We start from the raw sequence: 19,578 nt of genomic DNA on the forward strand, positions 1-19,578 counted from the left end.
CAGTCATGCCTGTGAGGTAGACGGTTCCCTTGTACCGGAACTGACACCAACATTCGCGTCGATGAGATCCTCCAACAACTTTCGATACCCTCTGACTCCATGAGTCATTGGATCAAAAGCCGAAGGAATCAGGCCGGCTTTACTGGCATCCCGAAATTTAGTATCGATAGGGATCGCGTAACGCCACACCTCATCAGCGTATTGTTTGCGAAGCGTTCTGAAAGTATGCACAGATGCCTGTGTACGACGATCAAACATGGTGGGAATAATAGTGTAAGTCAATTGACTGCCTTGACTCTTCATTACCATCCCAAGAGTATGCAGCATTCTCTCCAGCCCCTTAAGCGCGAGAAACTCTGTCTGCACAGGAATCAATATGTGCTGACTGGCAGCCAGGGAGTTGATCAGCAACACGCCTAGCACCGGCGTGTTGTCCAGAAACGCGTAATCAAATTCATCCCATAGATGGGCGAGCGCCTTTGAAATAATCAGCCCCATACCTTCCACGCCGACCATCTTCCGCTCCAATGTTGCCTGAGCCGTAGAAGCCGGAATCATTTTCAGATTGGGATGTGTGGTATCCTGAATTAACTGTCTTGGCAGATCGGCCGGAACTTTGCCATTGTGCATGAACAAATCGTAGACGCTACCGCGTTGAGTATCCGGATCAAAGCCAAAATAAGAAGACAAAGAGCCATGCGGATCCAGATCCAGCATCAGCACACGCTTGCCCTGCTCTGCCAGCAATCCCGCCAATGATACCGTGGTCGTGGTTTTACCCACACCACCTTTCTGGTTTGCAACTGTCCAAATACGCACCAGGGATATCCCCCAAACTTAGTGATGTCGACTCAACTGGTAACGATCAGCGATTCGCAACCGCTATCGTCCTGCTTTGTTCCCTTTCCGATTCATTGTTCCCTGTCTGCACTTCATGCCATCGCCGCATGCATTGCCATATGTATCGTTCCAAGGCTGTAGGTTAAATTTCAGCGCCGTGCATTTAATTATAGTGCCAGCCACACTTTCACGCTTCCCCGGTTTTGATTCCCACAGCGGCAATAAGCTTCCGGTTTACGGACAAAATATTGTCTTATTCGCTCAAAATTCGTGTTAAATGTTGGCTGAAGTGAATACAGCAGAATGCGTGCCACCTGCTGTAGATGTTTATAATTATCGGCAGATAGCGGAAAGACTTTAGACCCAGTTGACCTTATCAGCAGCTTTGAACGATGAAGTAAAACACCTCCGCTACTTGCGCACGGTCAAGCGAACTCTTTCATCTTTGGCAATTAACAGGACCACTCGGCGATTACGCTGGCGCCCCTCAGAAGTATCGTTGCGGGCAAGAGGCTGAAATTCGCCATAGCCGACGGCCGCCATGCGTTTCGGGTCCACACCACCAAAGGCCAGCAACCTTACGACAGCCGATGATCTGGCCGCAGACAACTCCCAGTTGGAAGGATAAACCGGACTCCGGATCGGTACATTGTCTGTAAACCCTTCCACAAGAATGGCATTGGGGTAGTCTCTAAGTATTTCGGCAATGGTGTCGAGCAGCGGGAAAGCCGCATCCACCGGCACCGCATCACCACTGCTAAACAAGAGATTATTGCGCAAAGAAAGCTCAATCCAGTCGTCATTCGCATTCACAGACACCAGACCGTCACTGATCAACTTTTTAAGACTGGTGCTGAAGCGGTCGGCAATTTGCCTCATGGTCCCTTCCACATCAGCATTCCCGGTTCCCCCAACAGGCTTTCTGTCAGGATTTTCAAAAGGCTGCACAATAGGAGAGTCACTCTTTGGAGGGGACGAGGATTGTTGTCCGACCTGTATTGGCGTCAGGCTTTTTTGTGTCGCATTGAATACCCCCTCCAGAGTTTCAGAAAGCACTTTGTACTTCCCTTCATTCACAGAGGATACGGAATACATCACCACGAAAAAGGCGAACAGGAGCGTTATGAAATCCGCGTAGGACACCAACCAGCGTTCATTGTTGTGAGATTCTTCTTCACGACGCCTACGTCTCATGATTGGCCACCTCGATCATCCCAGGGCCTGCGGGGAAAAGCGCGCATCAGGAATCAACAAAGCCTTTGAGCTTCAACTCAATCGCTTTGGGATTCTCCCCTTCCGCGATCGCCACAACGCCTTCGATCATCATTTCACGAAACAGGGATTGCTCGTGAACAATACCCTTGAGCTTATTGGCGATAGGGAAATAAAACAAGTTTGCCAGAGCAACGCCGTAGATTGTTGCAACAAAAGCTGTCGCGATTCCGGGCCCGAGCATGGAAGGGTCTTCCAGGTGACGCATCACCTGAATCAATCCCAGCACCGCACCGAGAATACCCAGCGTTGGCGCATACCCGCCCATGGCCTCATAAACTTTGGTACTGTTCAGTTCACGCTGCTCACGACTTCCCAGCTCCAACTCCATCACATTTCGGATAGACTCTGGCTCGGCGCCGTCCACCAGTAACTGCAAACCTTTCTGAGAAAACGGGTCCATTTCATTCTCGGCCACTTCCTCAAGACCGAGCAACCCTTCCTTTCTCGCCACCATACTCCAGCCAACGATCTTTTCGATACCTGCCTGGAAGTTAATATAAGGAGGTAAGAACACCCACCCGAACTGAATAAGCGAGCGTTTTAGAACCGCACCGGAGTGCTGCAGGATAATCGCACCGACGGTGCCACCCAACACAATCAGGGCCGCCGGAAGATTCAACAGAGCGGAGACTTCCCCACCCTCAATAAGGTTACCACCGATAATAGCGACGAAGGCGATGATAACGCCTACAATACTAAGAATATCCATAGTCTTTAAGAGACGCTTTCCACCATCCGGCCCGCAAACTCATCCAGCGACAGAATATCATCTGCCAGCCCGGCCGTTGCCACCGCCATCGGCATCCCGTATATGACGCTGGTTTCCTCGTCCTGAGCCCACACCGTTGCCCCGGAGTCCTTCAGCATACGACACCCCTCACGCCCATCAGCTCCCATTCCGGTGAGAATAATACCAAGCACCTTACCCGGAAAAGTTTTGGCGGCAGATCCAAATGTTACATCCACACAGGGCTTGTAATGCAATCTTTCATCGCCATCCAGAATTTTAATCCTGGCAGAACCACCAGAGCGCTCAATCAGAGTCTGCTTACCTCCCGGGGCAATATAGGCCACACCAGGCTTAAGCACTTCACCGTTTTCCACCTGTTTCACGCCGATGGCCGACAGACGATTCAGACGTTCCGCAAAGGCGGGAGTGAAGGTCGCAGGCATGTGTTGCACCAACACCAGAGGTTTCGGAAAATTGGCTGGCAACTGAGTTAAAATTTTCTGCAATGCCACAGGCCCCCCTGTAGAGGTACCGATCAATACAATACTGGCATTGACCTTTTCACCTTTGCGTGAAGGGGGTCTTTTGATCTCGGGCTTTGCCGGTGCAGCTGCTGGCGCACTCTTTTTAAGAGAAGCGGCCTGCGCTGTCGCTTTGGCAGCAGGAGAAGGCTTTACCGGCGTAATCCCCGGCCTGGAGGACCTCTCTGCGGGCTTGGGAGATACAGGTGCAGCGACTCCCCCGGAACGACCTTGTCGGCTACCTGATACAGCCATAATCCGGTCGTGCAATAATGCCTTGATCCTGGTCGCATCCCCTGACATAGCCTCAAAGCTTTTGGGCAGAAAATCCACCGCTCCGGCTTCAAGTGCATCAAAGGTTACCCGAGCCCCTTCGTAGGTGAGAGAGGAAAACATCAACACCGGAGTGGGATTTGTGCGCATGATTTCCTTAACGGCAGTAATTCCGTCCATCACCGGCATTTCATAATCCATGGTGATGACATCTGGCTTCAACTTGGATACCAGATCAATTGCCTCTCTTCCGTTGGTGGCGGCGCCGACGACTTCAATGTCCGTCATAGGTTGCAGGATCTCACTCAGGCGACGCCTGAAAAACCCGGAATCATCTACAATGAGGACCTTAACGGCCATTCAAACTACGCCCCCTGCTTCCTCATACCTGTTCTTTTTCAGGTAAACCTACTTTATTCAATACACCCGGCTTCATCAGGCATACCCCATTATGGTGCTGGATTACAAACGCCCGCCTGTATTTTCTCCGGATGTTCTCATTCCAGCGGTCATGTTTATCACCCTGTTCAGCCTGCCGAAAGCGCGGTAGGGGAATCACTGGAAAGTGCGATATCATCCTCATCTTTGAAAGACGGCCGACTGAAAACCTTACTGGTTTTAGCGTAGCGTCCGAGCAAACTCGGAATGTCCAGAATTAGAGCAATCCGACCGTCACCGGTGATCGTGGCCCCGGCCATCCCCGGAGTACCATGGAGCATTTTGCCCAGAGGCTTAATCACAACTTCTTCCTGGCCGACCAATTGATCCACTACCAGACCGACACGTTTGGTTCCCACTGAAACAATCACCACATGACCGGCTTTACTGGATTTTTCAAACTGAGCCCCTCTCACCAACCAACGCTTGATATGGAACAGAGGATACACATTCTCTCGTACAACAATACATTCCTGTCCATCCACGATATTGGTTTTGGTCAAATCCAGATGGAAAATTTCCACCACACTTACCAGAGGGAATGCAAAGGCCTGACTGCCCAGAGTGACCATCAAGGTCGGCATAATGGCAAGAGTCAAAGGCACTTTAATAATGAGACGCGAACCTTTGCCAAGCACAGAATCGATATGAATCGTACCGTTGAGTTGGGTAATTTTGGTTTTCACCACATCCATACCCACACCACGACCTGACACGTCTGATATCTCGGTCTTGGTCGAAAAGCCCGGCGCAAAAATCAGGTTATAGGCTTCTGAATCTGTCAAACGCTCTGCGGCATCGGCATCAAAAATACCTTTTTCCACGGCTTTTTGGCGCAGAACCGTCGGATCCATCCCTGCCCCATCATCTTCGATGGAGAGCAGTATATGATCTCCTTCCTGTTCTGCCGCCAAAACCACCCGTCCGACTCTGGGTTTGCCGTTCTGTTCGCGCTTTTCAGGGGATTCAATACCGTGATCAACCGCATTTCGAACCAAGTGAACCAGAGGATCAGAGAGAGCTTCCACCAAGTTTTTATCCAGATCCGTATCTTCCCCTTTCAGCACCAGGTTCACCTCTTTCTTGAGGTTACGAGCAAGATCCCGAACGACCCTGGGGAATCGGCCAAACACTTTCTTGATCGGTTGCATCCGCGTCTGCATGACTGCCGACTGAAGATCCGTGGTAACCACATCCAGATTGGATACGGCTTTACTCATGTTCTCGTCTGCAAATTCCTCACCCAATCGCTTGAGCCTGTTCCGCACCAGCACCAGCTCACCCACCATATTCATGATGTCATCGAGACGCTTAGTGTCTACCCTGACAGTGGTTTCGGTGGCAATGTTGGCCTGAGGCTCTTTCGCTGGCGCTGAGGCCGCGGCAGGTTTAGCTTCCTTGCCGGGCGCAGCCTTGGCGGGAGTCGCTTTAGCGGGAGTGGGCTTAGCCGCAGATTTCGCGGCGGCTGCTGGTTTAGCCTTATCATCCCCTTTCGCTTTAGGCACTACTGCTGGCCCTTTGCCTTTGCCATGCAAATCATCCAGCAGTTTCTCAAACTCATCGTCTGTAATCAGATCAGAATCCCCATCAGAGGATTCTGCCGGCGCTTTCTCTTTGCTGGCCGGCTTTTTAGCTGTGTCAGCCTTGGGCGCTTCACCCTTCTCAACGACACCGCCGTCAAATTTTCCTTTACCATGCAGCTCATCCAGCAAACTCTCAAACTCATCATCCGTAATTTCGTCACTGTCACTGGATGAAGAAGCTGTTTCCGCTGTCTTCGATTCTTTGGGCTTCGCTGGTTCCGCGGCTGGTTCCGCGGGTGCTTCTGAGGATGCGGCACCACTAAACTTGCCGGGGCCATGGAGCTGATCCAGCAAGGCCTCAAACTCATCTTCGGAAATTTCATCACTGTCTGACTCAGCGGCAACAGACCCAGCCTCTGCTTCAACAGCTCCAGCTTCGGCCTCTCCGTCGTCCAAAGCATTCAGCAGGTTTTCAAACTCGTCATCAGTTATATCGCCTTCGTTTACCGGCTCACTGACATCCTCTTCCTCAGCCTCAACAATGTCTTCAGCAACCTCTTCCTCTGCCGCCTCTTCCTCGCCGGCATCCCCGATAGGTTCGCCTTTTACAAGACACTCAAGAGCATGGATCAGAGCCGGGTCTGCCGGAGTGAGTTCTTCGCGACTCTTCACTTCATCGAACATCGCATTGACCGCATCCAGAGCCTGCAATACGACATCCATCAATTCGGAATTGACCGACAGCTGCCCGTTTCGAAGCAGGTCGAATACGTTTTCAGCAACATGGCAACAGTCAACCAAGGGGTCCAGCTGAAGAAAGCCGGCTCCACCCTTAACGGTATGAAATCCCCGGAATATGGCATTGAGCAGATCCTTATCTTCAGGATTTTGCTCCAACTCCACCAATTGCTCAGAGAGTTGTTCCAGTATTTCCCCTGCCTCAACCAAAAAGTCCTGCAGGATTTCTTCGTCAGCTTCGAACCCCATTCACCTGCTCCTCAGAAACCAAGGCTTGATAACAGGTCGTCTACATCATCCTGGCTGGAAACGACATCTGAGCGCCCTTCTGTTTGTATCTGCGGGCCTTGCCCTTTTAAAATATCTTCTTGTTCTGCCTTCAGCTCATGCTGAATCCCGGTCATTCGATCCACTTTACCGGCCATGGAAACCAGATTGACCAGGTTTTCCTCAACCTCCCGTACCAGGGTCGTGACTTTCTGGATAACCTGGCCCGTAAGATCCTGGAAATCCTGCGCCAGCAGGATTTCAGAAAGGTTCCCGTATACGGTGTCGCTGTTCTTGGACAGCTCCAGAAAGAACTTGTCGATACGTTTATAAAGCTCCCTGAACTCAGATGGGTCCATTTCACGGCGACGCAGACGTCCCCATGCCTCTTTCAGCTCAGTCGCCTCATTTCTGATTTCTACAGCAAGAGGCATACTTTCCTCAACCAGGTCCATGGTCCGGTTGGCAGCTTTGTTGGTCATGTCGACCACATACCCCAGGCGATCAGACGCATCGGCAATTTTCGACATTTCCTCCCGCTGCTCGGCAGTACCAATATCAATCTCGAATTTTCGAATCGCTTCGTGCAATGAGCGGGTAAGTTTTCCAACCTCCTGATAAAGCGTCCTGTCACGGGTCTCGTTCAGCTCGGAAATGACCTTCATCGCTTCGGCATAATTGCCCTTGGACACATGCTCCATCAATGTGGATGCCTGCTCACTCAGGCGTTCTTCCTGCTCACCGTAATCGGGTTTCTTATCCATCGGTAATTCTCTTAGGGAGCTGTTCAGTCAATCCGCTCAAATATTTTTTCTATTTTTTCCTTCAACACAGCGGCGGTGAATGGTTTAACCACGTATCCATTTACACCAGCCTGGGCGGCGGCGACAATCTGATCCCGTTTTGCTTCGGCGGTTACCATTAACACGGGCAGGTTCTTCAGACTCTCATCTGCACGAACGGCTTGTAAAAGTTCAATACCAGTCATGCCGGGCATATTCCAGTCAGTCACCAAAAAATCAAACTTACCGGTCTTCAGCATGGGCAGAGCCGTTTGCCCGTCATCCGCTTCTTCGGTATTGGTAAAACCAAGATCCCGGAGCAGGTTTTTAATAATTCGCCTCATGGTCGAAAAGTCATCGACTACGAGAATTTTCATATTCTTGTCCAATGTAACCTCCACAATGGCGACGTTGGAAACTCTTTGATTTCATTGCCCTACTGGATAAGTCTAGACGTAGTTCGAGTACTATCCAGTTTTTAGGGCACTCCAATTAAAATATTTACCATCTTCTCTTGATAGGAAAATGACACGCACTTCCGGGCAGACTTTTCGCCTTCCGGTTCGGCGCGGCAGAATATATACCCGGATCAGCTTTCAGTCCAATCCGTGAGACGAGATCGCAACCTTATCGTTGCCTGAGAATGAATCTGACTGACCCTGGACTCACTGACCGACAGTACCTGGCCAATTTCTTTCAGATTAAGCTCTTCGTCATAGTAAAGTGACAGCACCAGCTTTTCCCTTTCAGGTAAAGCGTCGATAGCCGCTGTGAGTTTTTTCAGAAACGCCTCGTGTTCGATGCCAGCCAGAGGATTACGATTATGAGGGTCTTCTCCGAGCGGATCCTGATCACCGTCAAACCCCATCTCATCCAGACTAAACAGGCGGCCCGCAGACGCGTCTCTGACCGTGCCATGATACTGTTCCAGCGTTATTCCCAGTGCCTCTGCCACTTCATGGTCCTGGGCATCTCGTCCGGTACGGGCTTCAATCTCATGAATTGCCTTGGCAATACTACGCGCATTCCTGTGCACTGAACGGGGAATCCAATCCCCTTTGCGTATCTCATCCATCATCGATCCGCGAATGCGGATGCCCGCATAGGTTTCAAATGAAGCGCCCTTGCCAGCATCGTATTTATGGGCAGCTTCCAACAGACCGATCATACCGGACTGTATCAAATCCTCTACCTGCACACTGGCAGGTAATCTTGCTATCAGATGATGCGCAATACGCTTGACCAGAGGTGCATATTGCTGGACTAACAGGTCTGCGCGTTTACCACCGGCATCACTGTAGATCATATATGAATTCGCCACATGCATTTACTTGTATTAATGGAGCTTACGACAGTCCGCTCCCGATGGCCCACGCCCGGCATAAATGACGAAGCCGAAACGACTGCGGATACCGATCAATGCTGTACCAACCGCTCCACAAAAAATTCCAGATTGCCACGAGGGCCTGTAGGAAGCGGCCAATTATCCACGCGTTGAGCCAGTTGCCTGAAGGCCAGAGATGCCTTTGACCTGGGATAAGCTTCGTATACCGGACGCTGTCTTTGTACCGCCTTCCGAACCGTCTCATCAAACGGGATACTGCCTTCATATTGTAGCGCAACTTCAAGGAAGCGTTCGGTGACTTTGGAAAGTTTATTAAAGAGATTGCGCCCCTCATCATTGGAACGAACCATGTTCGCCAGCACCCGGAACCGGAACAGATCGTGATTCTTATTGAGAAGCTTGATCACAGCATAGCAATCCGTGATGGATGTGGGCTCATCACAGACCACCATCAGGATTTCCTGGGCAGCTCTGGCAAATGACAATACCTGCTCCGAGATACCGGCAGCAGTATCAATAATCAGCACATCAAGATCATCGCTGATTTCGCTGAAAGCATTGATTAACCCGGCATGCTCAAGAGGAGACAGATGCGTCAGATGCTGGGTGCCGGACGATGCGGGAACAATTTTAATACTACCGGGGCCATCAACCATTACCTCCCTCAGACTGCATTCTCCCGACAATACATCGCCGATGTTACGGGACGCGGTAATCCCCAGAAGGACATCAATATTGGCCAACCCCAGGTCAGCATCAAGAACGACAACCCTGCGCCCCATTTCTGAAAGCGCCATTGCCAGATTAATGGACACATTACTTTTTCCAACACCACCTTTACCGCCGGTGACTGCAATGACCTGAACCGGATGTAGTCTGCTCATACCGGTATACTTCTCCTCAACATACTCCTCCCCCAAACCGGCCTGTCCGGTTTACCCGAAAGCCGCCTAATCGACGGATGGAAATCTTTTAATAGTTTATACTTCAGCTCCAATCGCTCATCGGCCATTACATCAACAACTGCTTTAAACCAAGCCATGGCATATCGGAAATTCTCCCGCAGGCCCTCGTCTTCACCAAACCTGCCGATCCCTATAATCTACTGCCCATAACCTATTGTTAAGTAAAACACCTCACGCCTGGATTTCCATTTTTTCATCTGACACGATGACCACCCACCTTTTACAGCCATCAGACAACCAGATTCTGTAGATTGCTGGCCTGATTCCTGGTTTGCTTTTCCCACTCGGATGAAGCCTGCCACAAGGACACAGCGCGAACCACCAGAGCATGAGCCCTGGCATGATGAATATCCCGGGGGATTTGCTGGCCGTCAGTAAAATAGGCTACGGGAAGTCGATTTACAATGGACATACTGATGACTTCTCCAAGGCTGAACGCTTCATCCACCTTGGTAATGACGCATCCTGAAAGCCCCAGCATCTTATAGTAATGATAAGTGGACTTCATAACCTGCGGTTGATTGACCGCGGATAATACAAGATAGTTCCTTAACTCATGCCGCTCAACCTTAAGGTCACAGCGCTGAACCTCCCAGTTAGGGTCCTGGGGATTCAAACCGGCCGTATCAATCAGAACCAGACGTTTATCCGCCAGTTCATCCAGAACATCATCCAGTTTACGACGCTCATCCACCACGATAACGGGCACGTTGAGCAAACGGCCAAATGACTGTAGCTGCTGTGTACCAGCCACCCGGAAACGGTCCGTGGTGACCAGAGCCAGCTTGTTATTGCCATATTTCTGAACAAATCGGGCAGCCATTTTAGCGATAGTGGTGGTTTTACCTGCCCCTGTAGGGCCAACCAGAACCACATTGCCCTGCTGGTCGATCAATTCTTCCTCTTCAGCCCGCAAACTGTGCGCCAGACGCGCCATGAGGTTGCGCCACTGCTCCTCCAACCCTTTGCTTTCATTCAGCTTGGCGGTCAGCGGGTCCTGCAGTTCCGGAAATATACCCATAGCCTGCATGCGTTGCGTCAACGCTTTATCAGCCACGTTAACATTATCCATCGTGCTATTTTTAACTGTAACCGAATGACTATCAGGACGGGATGTTGGTGCCTGGGGTTTCGAGGCTTCAGCCACCGAAGCCGCTGCCGTCCCCTCGTGGGAATTCTTCAGTTGAATCATATTGCGCAGCTGCATGATTTCTTCGCGCATTTCAGCAATGATCTGACCTGTCTCTCCTGCAACAGAAGAAGCCTGATGTGCCGCAGCCGGTTCGGATTGCCTGTACATTGATTCGGAAAATGCACTCTCTCTTCTGGGCTCAGATCTTGGTTCTGGCCGAGGCTCACGCATTTGATCCAGTCTGGTACGAATCCTGGCCATTTCATCTTCCAGTTGCGCATGGCGGGACGCGGCCTCTCTGGCAATGGAAGATGCTGTTGCACTTTCCAGACTTGGCTCCGAAATTCGCTCCCGAGCTTCGGCTTCGTCATAATTCAGCGCGCATACCACTTCGACACCGCCGGCAATTTTTTTACTGGACAGTATCACTGCATCAGCACCCAGCTCTTCACGAATGTCGCGCAGTGCATGTTGCATATTTGCCGCAAAAAATCGCTTCATCTTCATTTTCTATGCCTCGATCAGGGTTAACCGCTGATGGTTGCTACAATGGTAATCTGTTTGTTGTCCGGCACTTCCTGGTATGCCAGCACATGCATACGTTCTACGCCCAGCCTGACAAAACGGGACAACACCGACCTCAGGGTATTGGACACCAGGAGAATGGCCGGCTTTCCTAACATTTCCTGACGCTGGGCCGCATCTGATAAAGAACGATGCAGTTTTTCCATCATGCTCGGCTCCAGAATCAGTCCTACATCATCCATGCCACCAGCCTGCTGGGCCTGCTGCATGGACTTCAACAACAGTTGCTCAAGCCCGGGATCCAGTGTCACCACTGGCAGCTCAGCTTCATTGCCGATAATGTTCTGCACAATCAGCCGACGCAACGAAGCACGTACTGACGCAGTCAAAATTCCGGCATCCTGGGTTTTGGGAGATGTATTGACGATGGCTTCAGCTATGCTGCGCATATCCCGAATGGGAACATCTTCCTGCAGAAGGTTTTGCAAGATCTTCAACAGCAGACTGACGGAAACTGTGTTGGGCACCAGCTCTTCTGCCAGTTTGGAAGCGGATTTACCCAGCTGCTCAAGCCACTGCTGAACCTCTTCATGACCAAGCAGTTCGTAGGCGTGCTTGTTCAGCACCTGGTTTAAATGAGTCGCAACAACAGTACTGGCATCAACGACCGTGTATCCCAGAGTCTGCGCCTGCTCTTTTTGATTGGGATCGATCCAGATCGCTTCGAGGCCGAATGCGGGATCTTTGGTATCAATGCCTTCCAGCTTGCCGAATACCTGACCGGGATTAATCGCCATTTCCCGATCCGGGTGAATTTCTGCCTCTGCGATAGTCACTCCCATCAGAGTGATGCGGTAGAAGTTTGGCATCAAGTCAAGGTTGTCCCGGATATGCACTGATGGCATCAGAAAACCCAACTCCTGAGAAAGTTTTTTTCTCACTCCCTTAATCCGGGCCAGTAGCTGTCCGCCCTGGGATTTATCTACCAGCGGAATCAACCGATACCCGACTTCAAGCCCGACGATATCGACATTTACCACATCATCCCAACCCAATTCTTTGGTTTCCGGCGCTTTAACCGCTGGTGGCGCTTCACCGTCCCCCAGAGCAGGACCTCCCGCGGGTGCCGGACCACCGGCACGGCGAGCCGACGGCGCAGCCCCCTCATCCACCACCTCAGCTTCCTGCTTCTTCTTCCAGATAAAATAAGCAATCGTGGCTGCGATGGTAGACAACCCCAGAAAAGCCACGTGCGGCATTCCGGGAATAACCCCCATAATAAAAAGAATGACCGCTGGAATCGCCAATGTTCTGGAGGAACTGAACATCTGTCGAATAACCTGGGTTCCCATATCCTGTTCACTGCTGACCCGGGTGACCATGATGGCGGCAGCAGAAGACAGTAACAGGGAAGGAATCTGGGCAACCAGACCATCACCGATGGTCAGCAGTGCATATTTCTGCATGGCATCGCTGAACTCCAGGTCATGCTGCATCATACCGATACTGATCCCACCGATCAGGTTGATCGCCAATATCAGCAATCCAGCAATCGCATCCCCGCGAACAAATTTGCTGGCACCATCCATGGAACCGTAAAAGTCAGCTTCCTGAGCAATTTCTTGTCGCCTGGACTTGGCATCTTCCTGGTCAATCAAGCCCGCATTCAGATCCGCATCAATCGCCATCTGCTTACCGGGCATAGCATCCAGAGTAAATCTCGCGCTGACTTCAGACACCCGGCCGGCGCCTTTGGTGACCACCACGAAGTTGATAATCATCAGAATCGCGAAGACCACAATCCCGACCGCATAGTTACCACCGATCAACACAGCGCCAAAGGCTTCAATCACCTTACCGGCCGCATCTCCCCCCTCATGCCCTTCCAGCAGGACGACACGGGTGGACGCAACGTTCAAGGCAAGACGCAACAGCGTCGCCACCAGCAACACCGTCGGAAAAATGGCGAAGTCCATCGGGCGCATGGCATACACACACACCATGAGAATGACGATGGAAAGGGCAATATTAAAGGTAAAGGTGACGTCCAGCACAAATGGCGGCATCGGCAGCGTCATCATGGCAAGCAGAACCATGAGTAGCAGCGGGATACCAAAATTTCCCTGGGTATGGGAGCGGAAACTTGTCAGCGCAGCGGCTCGATCCATATCACACCTTTGTTCAACACATGACGCCAAATCTTTGACATCAACTACCGGTTTTTAAGGTGTGCTGCAGGAATCATACCTAAACGTATCGGGCCCCAGAATTAAAGCACCAGAAGTTTATATTCAGCTTTCCCGCCGCAAATGACTGGGGATATCGAAATCCGGAATTTTTCCTGGGCGCTTGCCGAAACCTCGACGGAATCGACGCAGCTGGAAGACATAAGCCAGCACCTGTGCCACCGCCAGATAAAGGCCTGAAGGTATTTCTTCGTCAATATCCGCGTGATAATAAATCGCCCGGGTCAATGGTGGCGTTTCCACGAGTTCAACATCATGGGCTCGTGCAATTTCCCGGATCTTCATGGCCATATGATCCACCCCTTTGGCGACAACCACCGGTGCATCCATGGTTTTCGCATCATATTTCAATGCGACCGAGTAATGCGTGGGGTTGGTAATCACGACATCCGCCTTGGGCACTTCCTGCAACATCCGACGCTGGGTCATCTGATATTGCAGTTCTCTTACCCGGCGCTTGACCTCCGGTTTACCTTCCGTGTCTTTAAACTCGTCTTTCACTTCCTGTTTGGTCATTTTCAGATTCTTGGTGTGGTCATAAATCTGAAACGGAATATCCACCATGGCAATCAGGATCAGGGAACTGGCCAGAAACAGAAAGCTCCAGGCCATGATCTCCAGTGCATGCCAAATACTGACCATCGCGTCCTGCTTGGTCATATCCTGCAAGTTCGGAACGGCATTGGTCAGAATCAGCCAGCCAACACCACCAACAACCAGTGTTTTGGCAATAGCCTTGAAAAGCTCCATTAGAGACTTCAGCGAGAACATCCGCTTGAGCCCCTCAAGTGGATTGATACGACTGAATTTGGGCATAACGCTTTTGCCGCTGATCAGCATCCCTCCCAGGGCAATATTGCCGAGAATCGAAGCCACCAGCAAAATCAGCATAAACGGAATCAGCGCAACAGCCGCCTCCATGGCCATGGCCCCCAGATGAAGGACCGGCATGGCAGGATCAAAGATTTCATCTCTGGTCATAGAAAAACTGTACTTAAGAATATTCTCCAGCGAGCCTCCCAGTGCAGGGCCGAAGACCAGAAAAGCAACAGCTGCAGACATCAGTATTGTCATGGTGCCGAGTTCCTTGGAACGCGGAATCTGCCCTTCCTCCCGGGCTTTCTGGATCTTTCGCCCGGTGGGTTCTTCGGTTTTTTCCTGACTGCTGTCGTTCTCTGCCATTGTCGGTTACCAGGACAAATTAAGGTTGTGGAGCTAGCAGCATCCCACGCATGAACTCAAAAGTGTTTTCGCTGAATCCGGTAAACTGTGGAATCACGTTGCCCACATTGATCCAGAAGACCAACAATCCGAACAGGACCGTTAACGGAAAGCCGATAGAGAAAATATTCATCTGCGGCGCCGCTCGGGTCATTACGCCAAAAGAAATATTCACAATAAACACAGAAGTCACCGCCGGCAGCGCCACCACCAGCGCACCAGCAAACATCCAACTGATCCGCGAGGCCAGATACCACCAACTCAAATTGTCCATCCCCCCCTGGGAAATCGGCAGAATGGTAAAACTCTCAATCAGGGTTTCAAACATCACCAGATGACCATTCATTGCCAGAAACAGCAATGTCACCAGCATCAGATAAAACTGACTGAGCGCCGTCACCGATATCCCGTTGGTGGGGTCAACCATGGCAGCGAACCCCAACCCCATCTGCATCGCAAGCATCTGCCCCGCCACAACAAACAACTGAAACAACATCAGAACAGCAAACCCCATCGCCAGGCCGATAAAGACCTGATGAAAAATCAGGGTCACCGCCGACAAACTCAGTGGATCGATCTCAGGTACCGCGGGCAATGCGGGAACGACTACAACCGTCATCAGCAACGCCAACAGCAATCGAACCCGGGCGGGGACAATCTGCGTCCCAAGGATGGGGGCTGTCATCATAAAACTGGAGATGCGAAACAGTGGCCAGAGATGGCTGCCGATTAGTGCTCCGATCTGTTGCTCAGAAAACTCAAACATGGACAGGCTCTATCCGATCACCATCGGAATATTGGTGATCAGCATATTGGTGTAATCCATAATTTTGGTCAGCATATAAGGCCCGGCAATAATGATGACCAGCAATGTCACCAACAACCGGGGAAGGAAGCTCAGGGTTTGTTCGTTGATCTGTGTCGCCGCCTGAAAAATACTGACAATCAGCCCCACCACCAGACTTGGCGCAACAATGAGCGTTACCAGCGAGACAATCAGCCACAGAGCTTCACGAAAAATATCGAGTACAACTTCGGGAGTCATCGTTATCCCCTTCTATATTTGAGCTTTTTTCAGCGAAAGCTTCATTTCACTTTTCCCAACTGGCATGAGTTAAACAGCCTCAGCCGCATACTTGAACGTCTCTGATCACACCCCAAAGCTTGCCGCCAGGGTTCCCATAATCAGCGCCCAACCATCAACCAGAACAAATAGCATGATCTTGAAGGGTAAAGAGATAATGATCGGTGACAGCATCATCATCCCCATAGCCATCAGAACGCTGGCCACGACCATGTCGATAATCAAAAAAGGTATAAATACCATAAACCCTATCTGGAAGGCGGTTTTAAGCTCACTGGTGACAAACGCGGGCAGCAGTATTCGGAAGGGCACATCCTCTGGGTTGCTGTACTGTCCTTCTTCCCGGGCGATACGAACAAACAGATTGAGATCATCTTCACGCGTCTGTGCCAGCATGAATTCTCGGAAAGGTCCACTGGCGGCGGCCACTGCGTCCTGCATCACCATTTCTTCCGCCAGGTACGGCTGAAGACCAGCTTCGTTCGCCTTCTCGAATACCGGGGACATGATAAAAAAAGTCAGAAACAGTGACAGCCCCACCAATATCTGGTTAGAGGGTGTTTGCTGCAACCCCAGCGCCTGTCGAAGAATGGCAAACACAATCACGATGCGGGTAAAAGACGTCACCATCATCATGAAAGCCGGAATAAACGTCAGCGCCGTCATCAGCGCCAGGATCTGCAGGGTTACGCTATATTCCTGGGTGCCATCGGGGTTGGTGATCAGCTTGACAGCAGGCAGCCCCTCGATGGCAGCTGATGCCAGGGAGGGAACTGATAAAAGTATGAAAGGTAATGCAGCTCTAAACCACCTATTGCGTACCATTCGCTTCGCCTTCTGCCTCGTTTTCATTACGACGCAAAAGGGACTGCAACTTCCGTGCAAACTCACCGCCAGGCTGCGAAAGATCTAGGGGTTCATCCAATACATAGAGGGTTGAAATTTGTTGAGGAGTAATACCGACAAGAATTTGACGGTCCCCCACCTGAACCAGGGCGATACGCTCCCGGCTCCCGACAGGCAGAACCGCAACGGTTTTCAGATTCTGATTATTCTGAGGTGTCAGACCGGTAAATCTCTTACTGAACCAGGCAATCCCCAGAATCATCAGAACCACCAGAATGAGAGCACCAAAGATCTGCATAATCTGGCCGCCCTCTACACCTGTGACCGGCACCGGTGCCTTTTCAGCCTTCTCCGCCGCCAGGGCAGTGACACTGACTCCCAACCAGACCAGACCGTGGGACAGCAATTTAACAGGTTTCAGGAGCAAATCAGCCTCTCAGTTTTTTGATGCGCTCGGTAGGACTGATCACGTCTGTCAGCCGGATACCGAATTTTTCATTGACCATAACCACTTCCCCATGGGCGATCAGCGTTCCGTTCACCAGCACATCCAAAGGTTCGCCCGCCAGCCGGTCAAGCTCGATGACGGAGCCCTGGTTAAGCTGCAACAGATTACGGATAGCGATCTGAGTGTTCCCGACTTCCATGGAAATGGTGACCGGGATATCCAGAATAACATCCAGATCCGGTGCGCCAACGGCAGTCGTCGTGGTCTCAGAAAATGATTCCATAGGGGCCTGACGAACATCCTCTTCAGGTTTTTCTGATGTTTGCTCTGCAGCTTCAGCTTCTGCCATGGCAGCCGCCCATTCATCTTCCACGCTTGCCTCGTCTCCCCCGCCAGATTCATCATCCTGCTGTTGTTCCAGAGCTGCAGCCCACTCATCCGCCAACGCTTCATCGTCAGCAGAATCAGCACCACTCAACTCTTCTTCTTCGTCTCGTTTGTCTTCAGCCATTCTGCCTCCTTCAACATACCACTACCGGTGGAACGTTTGATCTTGTCTACAATTTTCAACGCCAGATTTTCGTTACACTGTCCAACCTTCGCGGTATAAACGGGAACGCCATTGGCTGTGACCGTCACAGTCTCAGGCAATTCCACCGGAATAATATCTCCTGCTTTCAGCCTGGATAATTGCCGCAGTGAAATTTTCTGCTTCACCACAGACGCATTGATGGGTACCTGTGCATCCAGAATGTCCTGCTGCAAGGCGTTGATCCAACGCTCATCCACATCATCCACATCACTCTGAACGCCCGCATCCAGCACTTCCCTGATCGGCTCGATCATGGAGTACGGCAAGGCAACATGCATATCACCACCACCGCCATCCAATTCAATATGGAAAGTACTGACCACAACCACTTCGCTTGGACTGACGATGTTGGCCATAGCCGGATTCACTTCTGAACCGGTATATTCAAATTCGACTTTCATGACGGCGTTCCAGGCTTCTTTCATGTCGACGAAGACCTGCTCAAGCACCATCTGTACAATGCGGATTTCTGTCGGCGTAAATTCACGCCCTTCGATCTTCGCGTGACGGCCATCGCCACCGAAAAAGTTGTCGACCAGCTTAAAGACCAGCTTGGCATCGAGAATGAACAGTCCCGTTCCGCGCAGTGGCCGGATTTTTACAAGATTGAGACTGGTAGGCACGTAAAGTGTGTGAATGTATTCACCAAACTTCAGTATCTGCACCCCGCCGGATGCCACATCGGCGCTACGTCTGAGCAAATTGAAAAGACTGATGCGGGTGTACCGTGCAAACCGTTCATTAATCATTTCGAGCGTCGGCATCCGACCGCGCACGATACGATCCTGACTGGTCAGATCGTAGGTCTTGACCCCCGTTGCATCGACTTCCTCTTCGGTATCGATGTCACCGTCGTCTACACCGTGTAAGAGGGCATCGATCTCGTCTTGTGATAATAAATCTTGCACCCGCTACTACCTTTTACCCACATTAATGGCTTGTGCTTAAATCAGCTCAGATTGACACTTGCAGGTGTCAGCCTGTTTCTGACATTGATACTGCTTACCGCGATTTCCTTGTTCTTTATCACATTTCCCGTGCTATATGCGATTTTACATATTCTACTATGTCATCCCGGCAGAATGTCATCCCCATGTATCCCTTTGCGGCATTCTGAGCAAAAGCAGGACTTCCATCACTACTGCAGCACGAGATTCGTATACAGAACTTTATCCACCGGGGTTTCCTGCCCCTGGTCCAACAATACCTGATTGATAACCGACAGGGAGCTTTCCTGCATCTGTACCCGACCCTCATTGGTTTGCAGCTGCTCGAATGACATACCACCGAAAACATTCAGCAACTTATTGCGGATCAGTGGCATATGGAGCTCCACGGTTTTAATGACATCCTCATCCCGACTCATCAGCGTGAGCGATGCCTGCATGTATCTCTGCCTGCCCCCTACATCAAAAGTCACGATGATCGGAGGCTTCACATCAAAATAGACCGCTGGAGCTTTGGTGACTTCTTCTCCAGCCCCCTCTTCGGGCTTATCACCACCATTATTACCGCCGGCCACCAAAAACCAGGTAACACCTACACTGGCAGCCACTGCCAGGAACAGCACAACCACCACGATAATAATCAGCTTTTTATTCGACCCACCACCGACTCCCTGGGCCTTGTTTGCACCGTCTTCTTTCGCCATGATTCGACTAACTCACCTTAGCATCTCGCGTTACCCCGGAGGGCTTTTCATCGGCCAACATGATGCAGCCGATCCTCATATTCTTCTGCTAAGTGTAGCCCATTACTTTGATTTATCAGTAAAAAACCATAAGGCA

The 19,578-nt window shown here is 51.0% G+C and carries 19 protein-coding genes; all 19 read right to left on the bottom strand.

The annotated features are described in order from the left end of the window. Positions 1-3: 3 nt before the first annotated feature. Entirely contained in the window at positions 4-819 is an 816-nt protein-coding gene (locus tag F566_RS0128430) for a ParA family protein (protein WP_026180388.1), read from the bottom strand. Between the two features lie 432 nt (positions 820-1,251). After that, the gene (gene motD / locus F566_RS0128435) at positions 1,252-2,034 is read right to left on the bottom strand and encodes a flagellar motor protein MotD (protein WP_020410449.1); all 783 of its coding nucleotides are present in this window, start codon (positions 2,032-2,034) and stop codon (positions 1,252-1,254) included. A gap of 46 nt (positions 2,035-2,080) precedes the next feature. Beyond that, the gene (locus F566_RS0128440) at positions 2,081-2,824 is read right to left on the bottom strand and encodes a flagellar motor protein (RefSeq protein WP_020410450.1); all 744 of its coding nucleotides are present in this window, start codon (positions 2,822-2,824) and stop codon (positions 2,081-2,083) included. A 5-nt stretch (positions 2,825-2,829) separates the two neighbouring features. Beyond that, a complete protein-coding gene (locus F566_RS0128445; protein WP_020410451.1) occupies positions 2,830-3,999 on the bottom strand; it encodes a protein-glutamate methylesterase/protein-glutamine glutaminase in 1,170 nt (389 codons plus the stop codon). Positions 4,000-4,166: 167 nt separating this feature from the next. Further along, positions 4,167-6,587: a chemotaxis protein CheA gene (locus tag F566_RS0128450; RefSeq protein ID WP_020410452.1), complete on the bottom strand. Its 2,421-nt coding sequence runs from the start codon at positions 6,585-6,587 to the stop codon at positions 4,167-4,169. A gap of 11 nt (positions 6,588-6,598) precedes the next feature. Continuing rightward, positions 6,599-7,369, bottom strand: coding sequence for a protein phosphatase CheZ (locus tag F566_RS0128455; RefSeq protein WP_020410453.1), 771 nt, complete (start codon positions 7,367-7,369; stop codon positions 6,599-6,601). 23 nt (positions 7,370-7,392) lie between these two features. After that, positions 7,393-7,764, bottom strand: coding sequence for a chemotaxis response regulator CheY (cheY, locus tag F566_RS0128460; RefSeq protein ID WP_020410454.1), 372 nt, complete (start codon positions 7,762-7,764; stop codon positions 7,393-7,395). A 212-nt stretch (positions 7,765-7,976) separates the two neighbouring features. Beyond that, positions 7,977-8,693 carry an RNA polymerase sigma factor FliA gene (locus F566_RS0128465; RefSeq protein WP_020410455.1) on the bottom strand — a complete coding sequence of 239 codons (717 nt, stop codon included), beginning with the start codon at positions 8,691-8,693 and terminating at the stop codon, positions 7,977-7,979. Positions 8,694-8,803: 110 nt separating this feature from the next. Then, the gene (locus tag F566_RS0128470; RefSeq protein ID WP_020410456.1) at positions 8,804-9,616 is read right to left on the bottom strand and encodes a MinD/ParA family protein; all 813 of its coding nucleotides are present in this window, start codon (positions 9,614-9,616) and stop codon (positions 8,804-8,806) included. A 310-nt stretch (positions 9,617-9,926) separates the two neighbouring features. Then, complete coding sequence (gene flhF / locus F566_RS0128475; protein WP_245555324.1) at positions 9,927-11,330, bottom strand: flagellar biosynthesis GTPase FlhF; 1,404 nt, start codon at positions 11,328-11,330, stop codon at positions 9,927-9,929. A 26-nt stretch (positions 11,331-11,356) separates the two neighbouring features. Beyond that, positions 11,357-13,522, bottom strand: a complete 2,166-nt coding sequence (flhA, locus tag F566_RS0128480; RefSeq protein ID WP_020410458.1) for a flagellar biosynthesis protein FlhA — start codon at positions 13,520-13,522, stop codon at positions 11,357-11,359. 123 nt (positions 13,523-13,645) lie between these two features. Next, positions 13,646-14,782: a flagellar biosynthesis protein FlhB gene (flhB, locus tag F566_RS0128485; protein ID WP_020410459.1), complete on the bottom strand. Its 1,137-nt coding sequence runs from the start codon at positions 14,780-14,782 to the stop codon at positions 13,646-13,648. Between the two features lie 19 nt (positions 14,783-14,801). Then, positions 14,802-15,587: a flagellar biosynthetic protein FliR gene (gene fliR, locus F566_RS0128490; protein ID WP_020410460.1), complete on the bottom strand. Its 786-nt coding sequence runs from the start codon at positions 15,585-15,587 to the stop codon at positions 14,802-14,804. A 9-nt stretch (positions 15,588-15,596) separates the two neighbouring features. Beyond that, on the bottom strand, positions 15,597-15,866 hold the full coding sequence (gene fliQ / locus F566_RS0128495; RefSeq protein ID WP_020410461.1) for a flagellar biosynthesis protein FliQ: 270 nt from the start codon (positions 15,864-15,866) through the stop codon (positions 15,597-15,599). A 105-nt stretch (positions 15,867-15,971) separates the two neighbouring features. Continuing rightward, a complete protein-coding gene (fliP, locus tag F566_RS0128500) occupies positions 15,972-16,730 on the bottom strand; it encodes a flagellar type III secretion system pore protein FliP (RefSeq protein ID WP_020410462.1) in 759 nt (252 codons plus the stop codon). Beyond that, positions 16,717-17,178 (bottom strand): flagellar biosynthetic protein FliO, encoded by a 462-nt coding sequence (fliO, locus tag F566_RS0128505; protein WP_020410463.1) that lies wholly within the window; start codon positions 17,176-17,178, stop codon positions 16,717-16,719. Before fliO ends, fliP begins: the two co-directional genes overlap by 14 nt. Position 17,179: 1 nt before the next feature. Further along, a complete protein-coding gene (gene fliN / locus F566_RS0128510; RefSeq protein WP_020410464.1) occupies positions 17,180-17,710 on the bottom strand; it encodes a flagellar motor switch protein FliN in 531 nt (176 codons plus the stop codon). Continuing rightward, complete coding sequence (fliM, locus tag F566_RS0128515) at positions 17,674-18,699, bottom strand: flagellar motor switch protein FliM (RefSeq protein ID WP_020410465.1); 1,026 nt, start codon at positions 18,697-18,699, stop codon at positions 17,674-17,676. Before fliM ends, fliN begins: the two co-directional genes overlap by 37 nt. A 230-nt stretch (positions 18,700-18,929) precedes the next feature. Further along, complete coding sequence (locus F566_RS0128520; protein ID WP_020410466.1) at positions 18,930-19,442, bottom strand: flagellar basal body-associated FliL family protein; 513 nt, start codon at positions 19,440-19,442, stop codon at positions 18,930-18,932. Positions 19,443-19,578 lie beyond the last annotated feature (136 nt).

It is taken from the genome of Hahella ganghwensis DSM 17046 (genome assembly GCF_000376785.1).
In the GTDB taxonomy this organism is placed as follows: Bacteria; Pseudomonadota; Gammaproteobacteria; order Pseudomonadales; family Oleiphilaceae; genus Hahella; species Hahella ganghwensis.

What these genes read in the sequence shown, in the direction of transcription:
- cheY (WP_020410454.1), bottom strand. Translation starts at nt 7,764, where the DNA reads ATGAAAATTCTCGTAGTCGATGACTTTTCGACCATGAGGCGAATTATT.
- F566_RS0128445 (WP_020410451.1), bottom strand. Translation starts at nt 3,999, where the DNA reads ATGGCCGTTAAGGTCCTCATTGTAGATGATTCCGGGTTTTTCAGGCGT.
- F566_RS0128450 (WP_020410452.1), bottom strand. Translation starts at nt 6,587, where the DNA reads ATGGGGTTCGAAGCTGACGAAGAAATCCTGCAGGACTTTTTGGTTGAG.
- F566_RS0128465 (WP_020410455.1), bottom strand. Translation starts at nt 8,693, where the DNA reads ATGATCTACAGTGATGCCGGTGGTAAACGCGCAGACCTGTTAGTCCAG.
- flhA (WP_020410458.1), bottom strand. Translation starts at nt 13,522, where the DNA reads ATGGATCGAGCCGCTGCGCTGACAAGTTTCCGCTCCCATACCCAGGGA.
- flhB (WP_020410459.1), bottom strand. Translation starts at nt 14,782, where the DNA reads ATGGCAGAGAACGACAGCAGTCAGGAAAAAACCGAAGAACCCACCGGG.
- F566_RS0128520 (WP_020410466.1), bottom strand. Translation starts at nt 19,442, where the DNA reads ATGGCGAAAGAAGACGGTGCAAACAAGGCCCAGGGAGTCGGTGGTGGG.
- fliN (WP_020410464.1), bottom strand. Translation starts at nt 17,710, where the DNA reads ATGGCTGAAGACAAACGAGACGAAGAAGAAGAGTTGAGTGGTGCTGAT.
- F566_RS0128440 (WP_020410450.1), bottom strand. Translation starts at nt 2,824, where the DNA reads ATGGATATTCTTAGTATTGTAGGCGTTATCATCGCCTTCGTCGCTATT.
- flhF (WP_245555324.1), bottom strand. Translation starts at nt 11,330, where the DNA reads ATGAAGCGATTTTTTGCGGCAAATATGCAACATGCACTGCGCGACATT.
- fliQ (WP_020410461.1), bottom strand. Translation starts at nt 15,866, where the DNA reads ATGACTCCCGAAGTTGTACTCGATATTTTTCGTGAAGCTCTGTGGCTG.
- motD (WP_020410449.1), bottom strand. Translation starts at nt 2,034, where the DNA reads ATGAGACGTAGGCGTCGTGAAGAAGAATCTCACAACAATGAACGCTGG.
- fliP (WP_020410462.1), bottom strand. Translation starts at nt 16,730, where the DNA reads ATGGTACGCAATAGGTGGTTTAGAGCTGCATTACCTTTCATACTTTTA.
- fliR (WP_020410460.1), bottom strand. Translation starts at nt 15,587, where the DNA reads ATGTTTGAGTTTTCTGAGCAACAGATCGGAGCACTAATCGGCAGCCAT.
- F566_RS0128470 (WP_020410456.1), bottom strand. Translation starts at nt 9,616, where the DNA reads ATGAGCAGACTACATCCGGTTCAGGTCATTGCAGTCACCGGCGGTAAA.
- F566_RS0128455 (WP_020410453.1), bottom strand. Translation starts at nt 7,369, where the DNA reads ATGGATAAGAAACCCGATTACGGTGAGCAGGAAGAACGCCTGAGTGAG.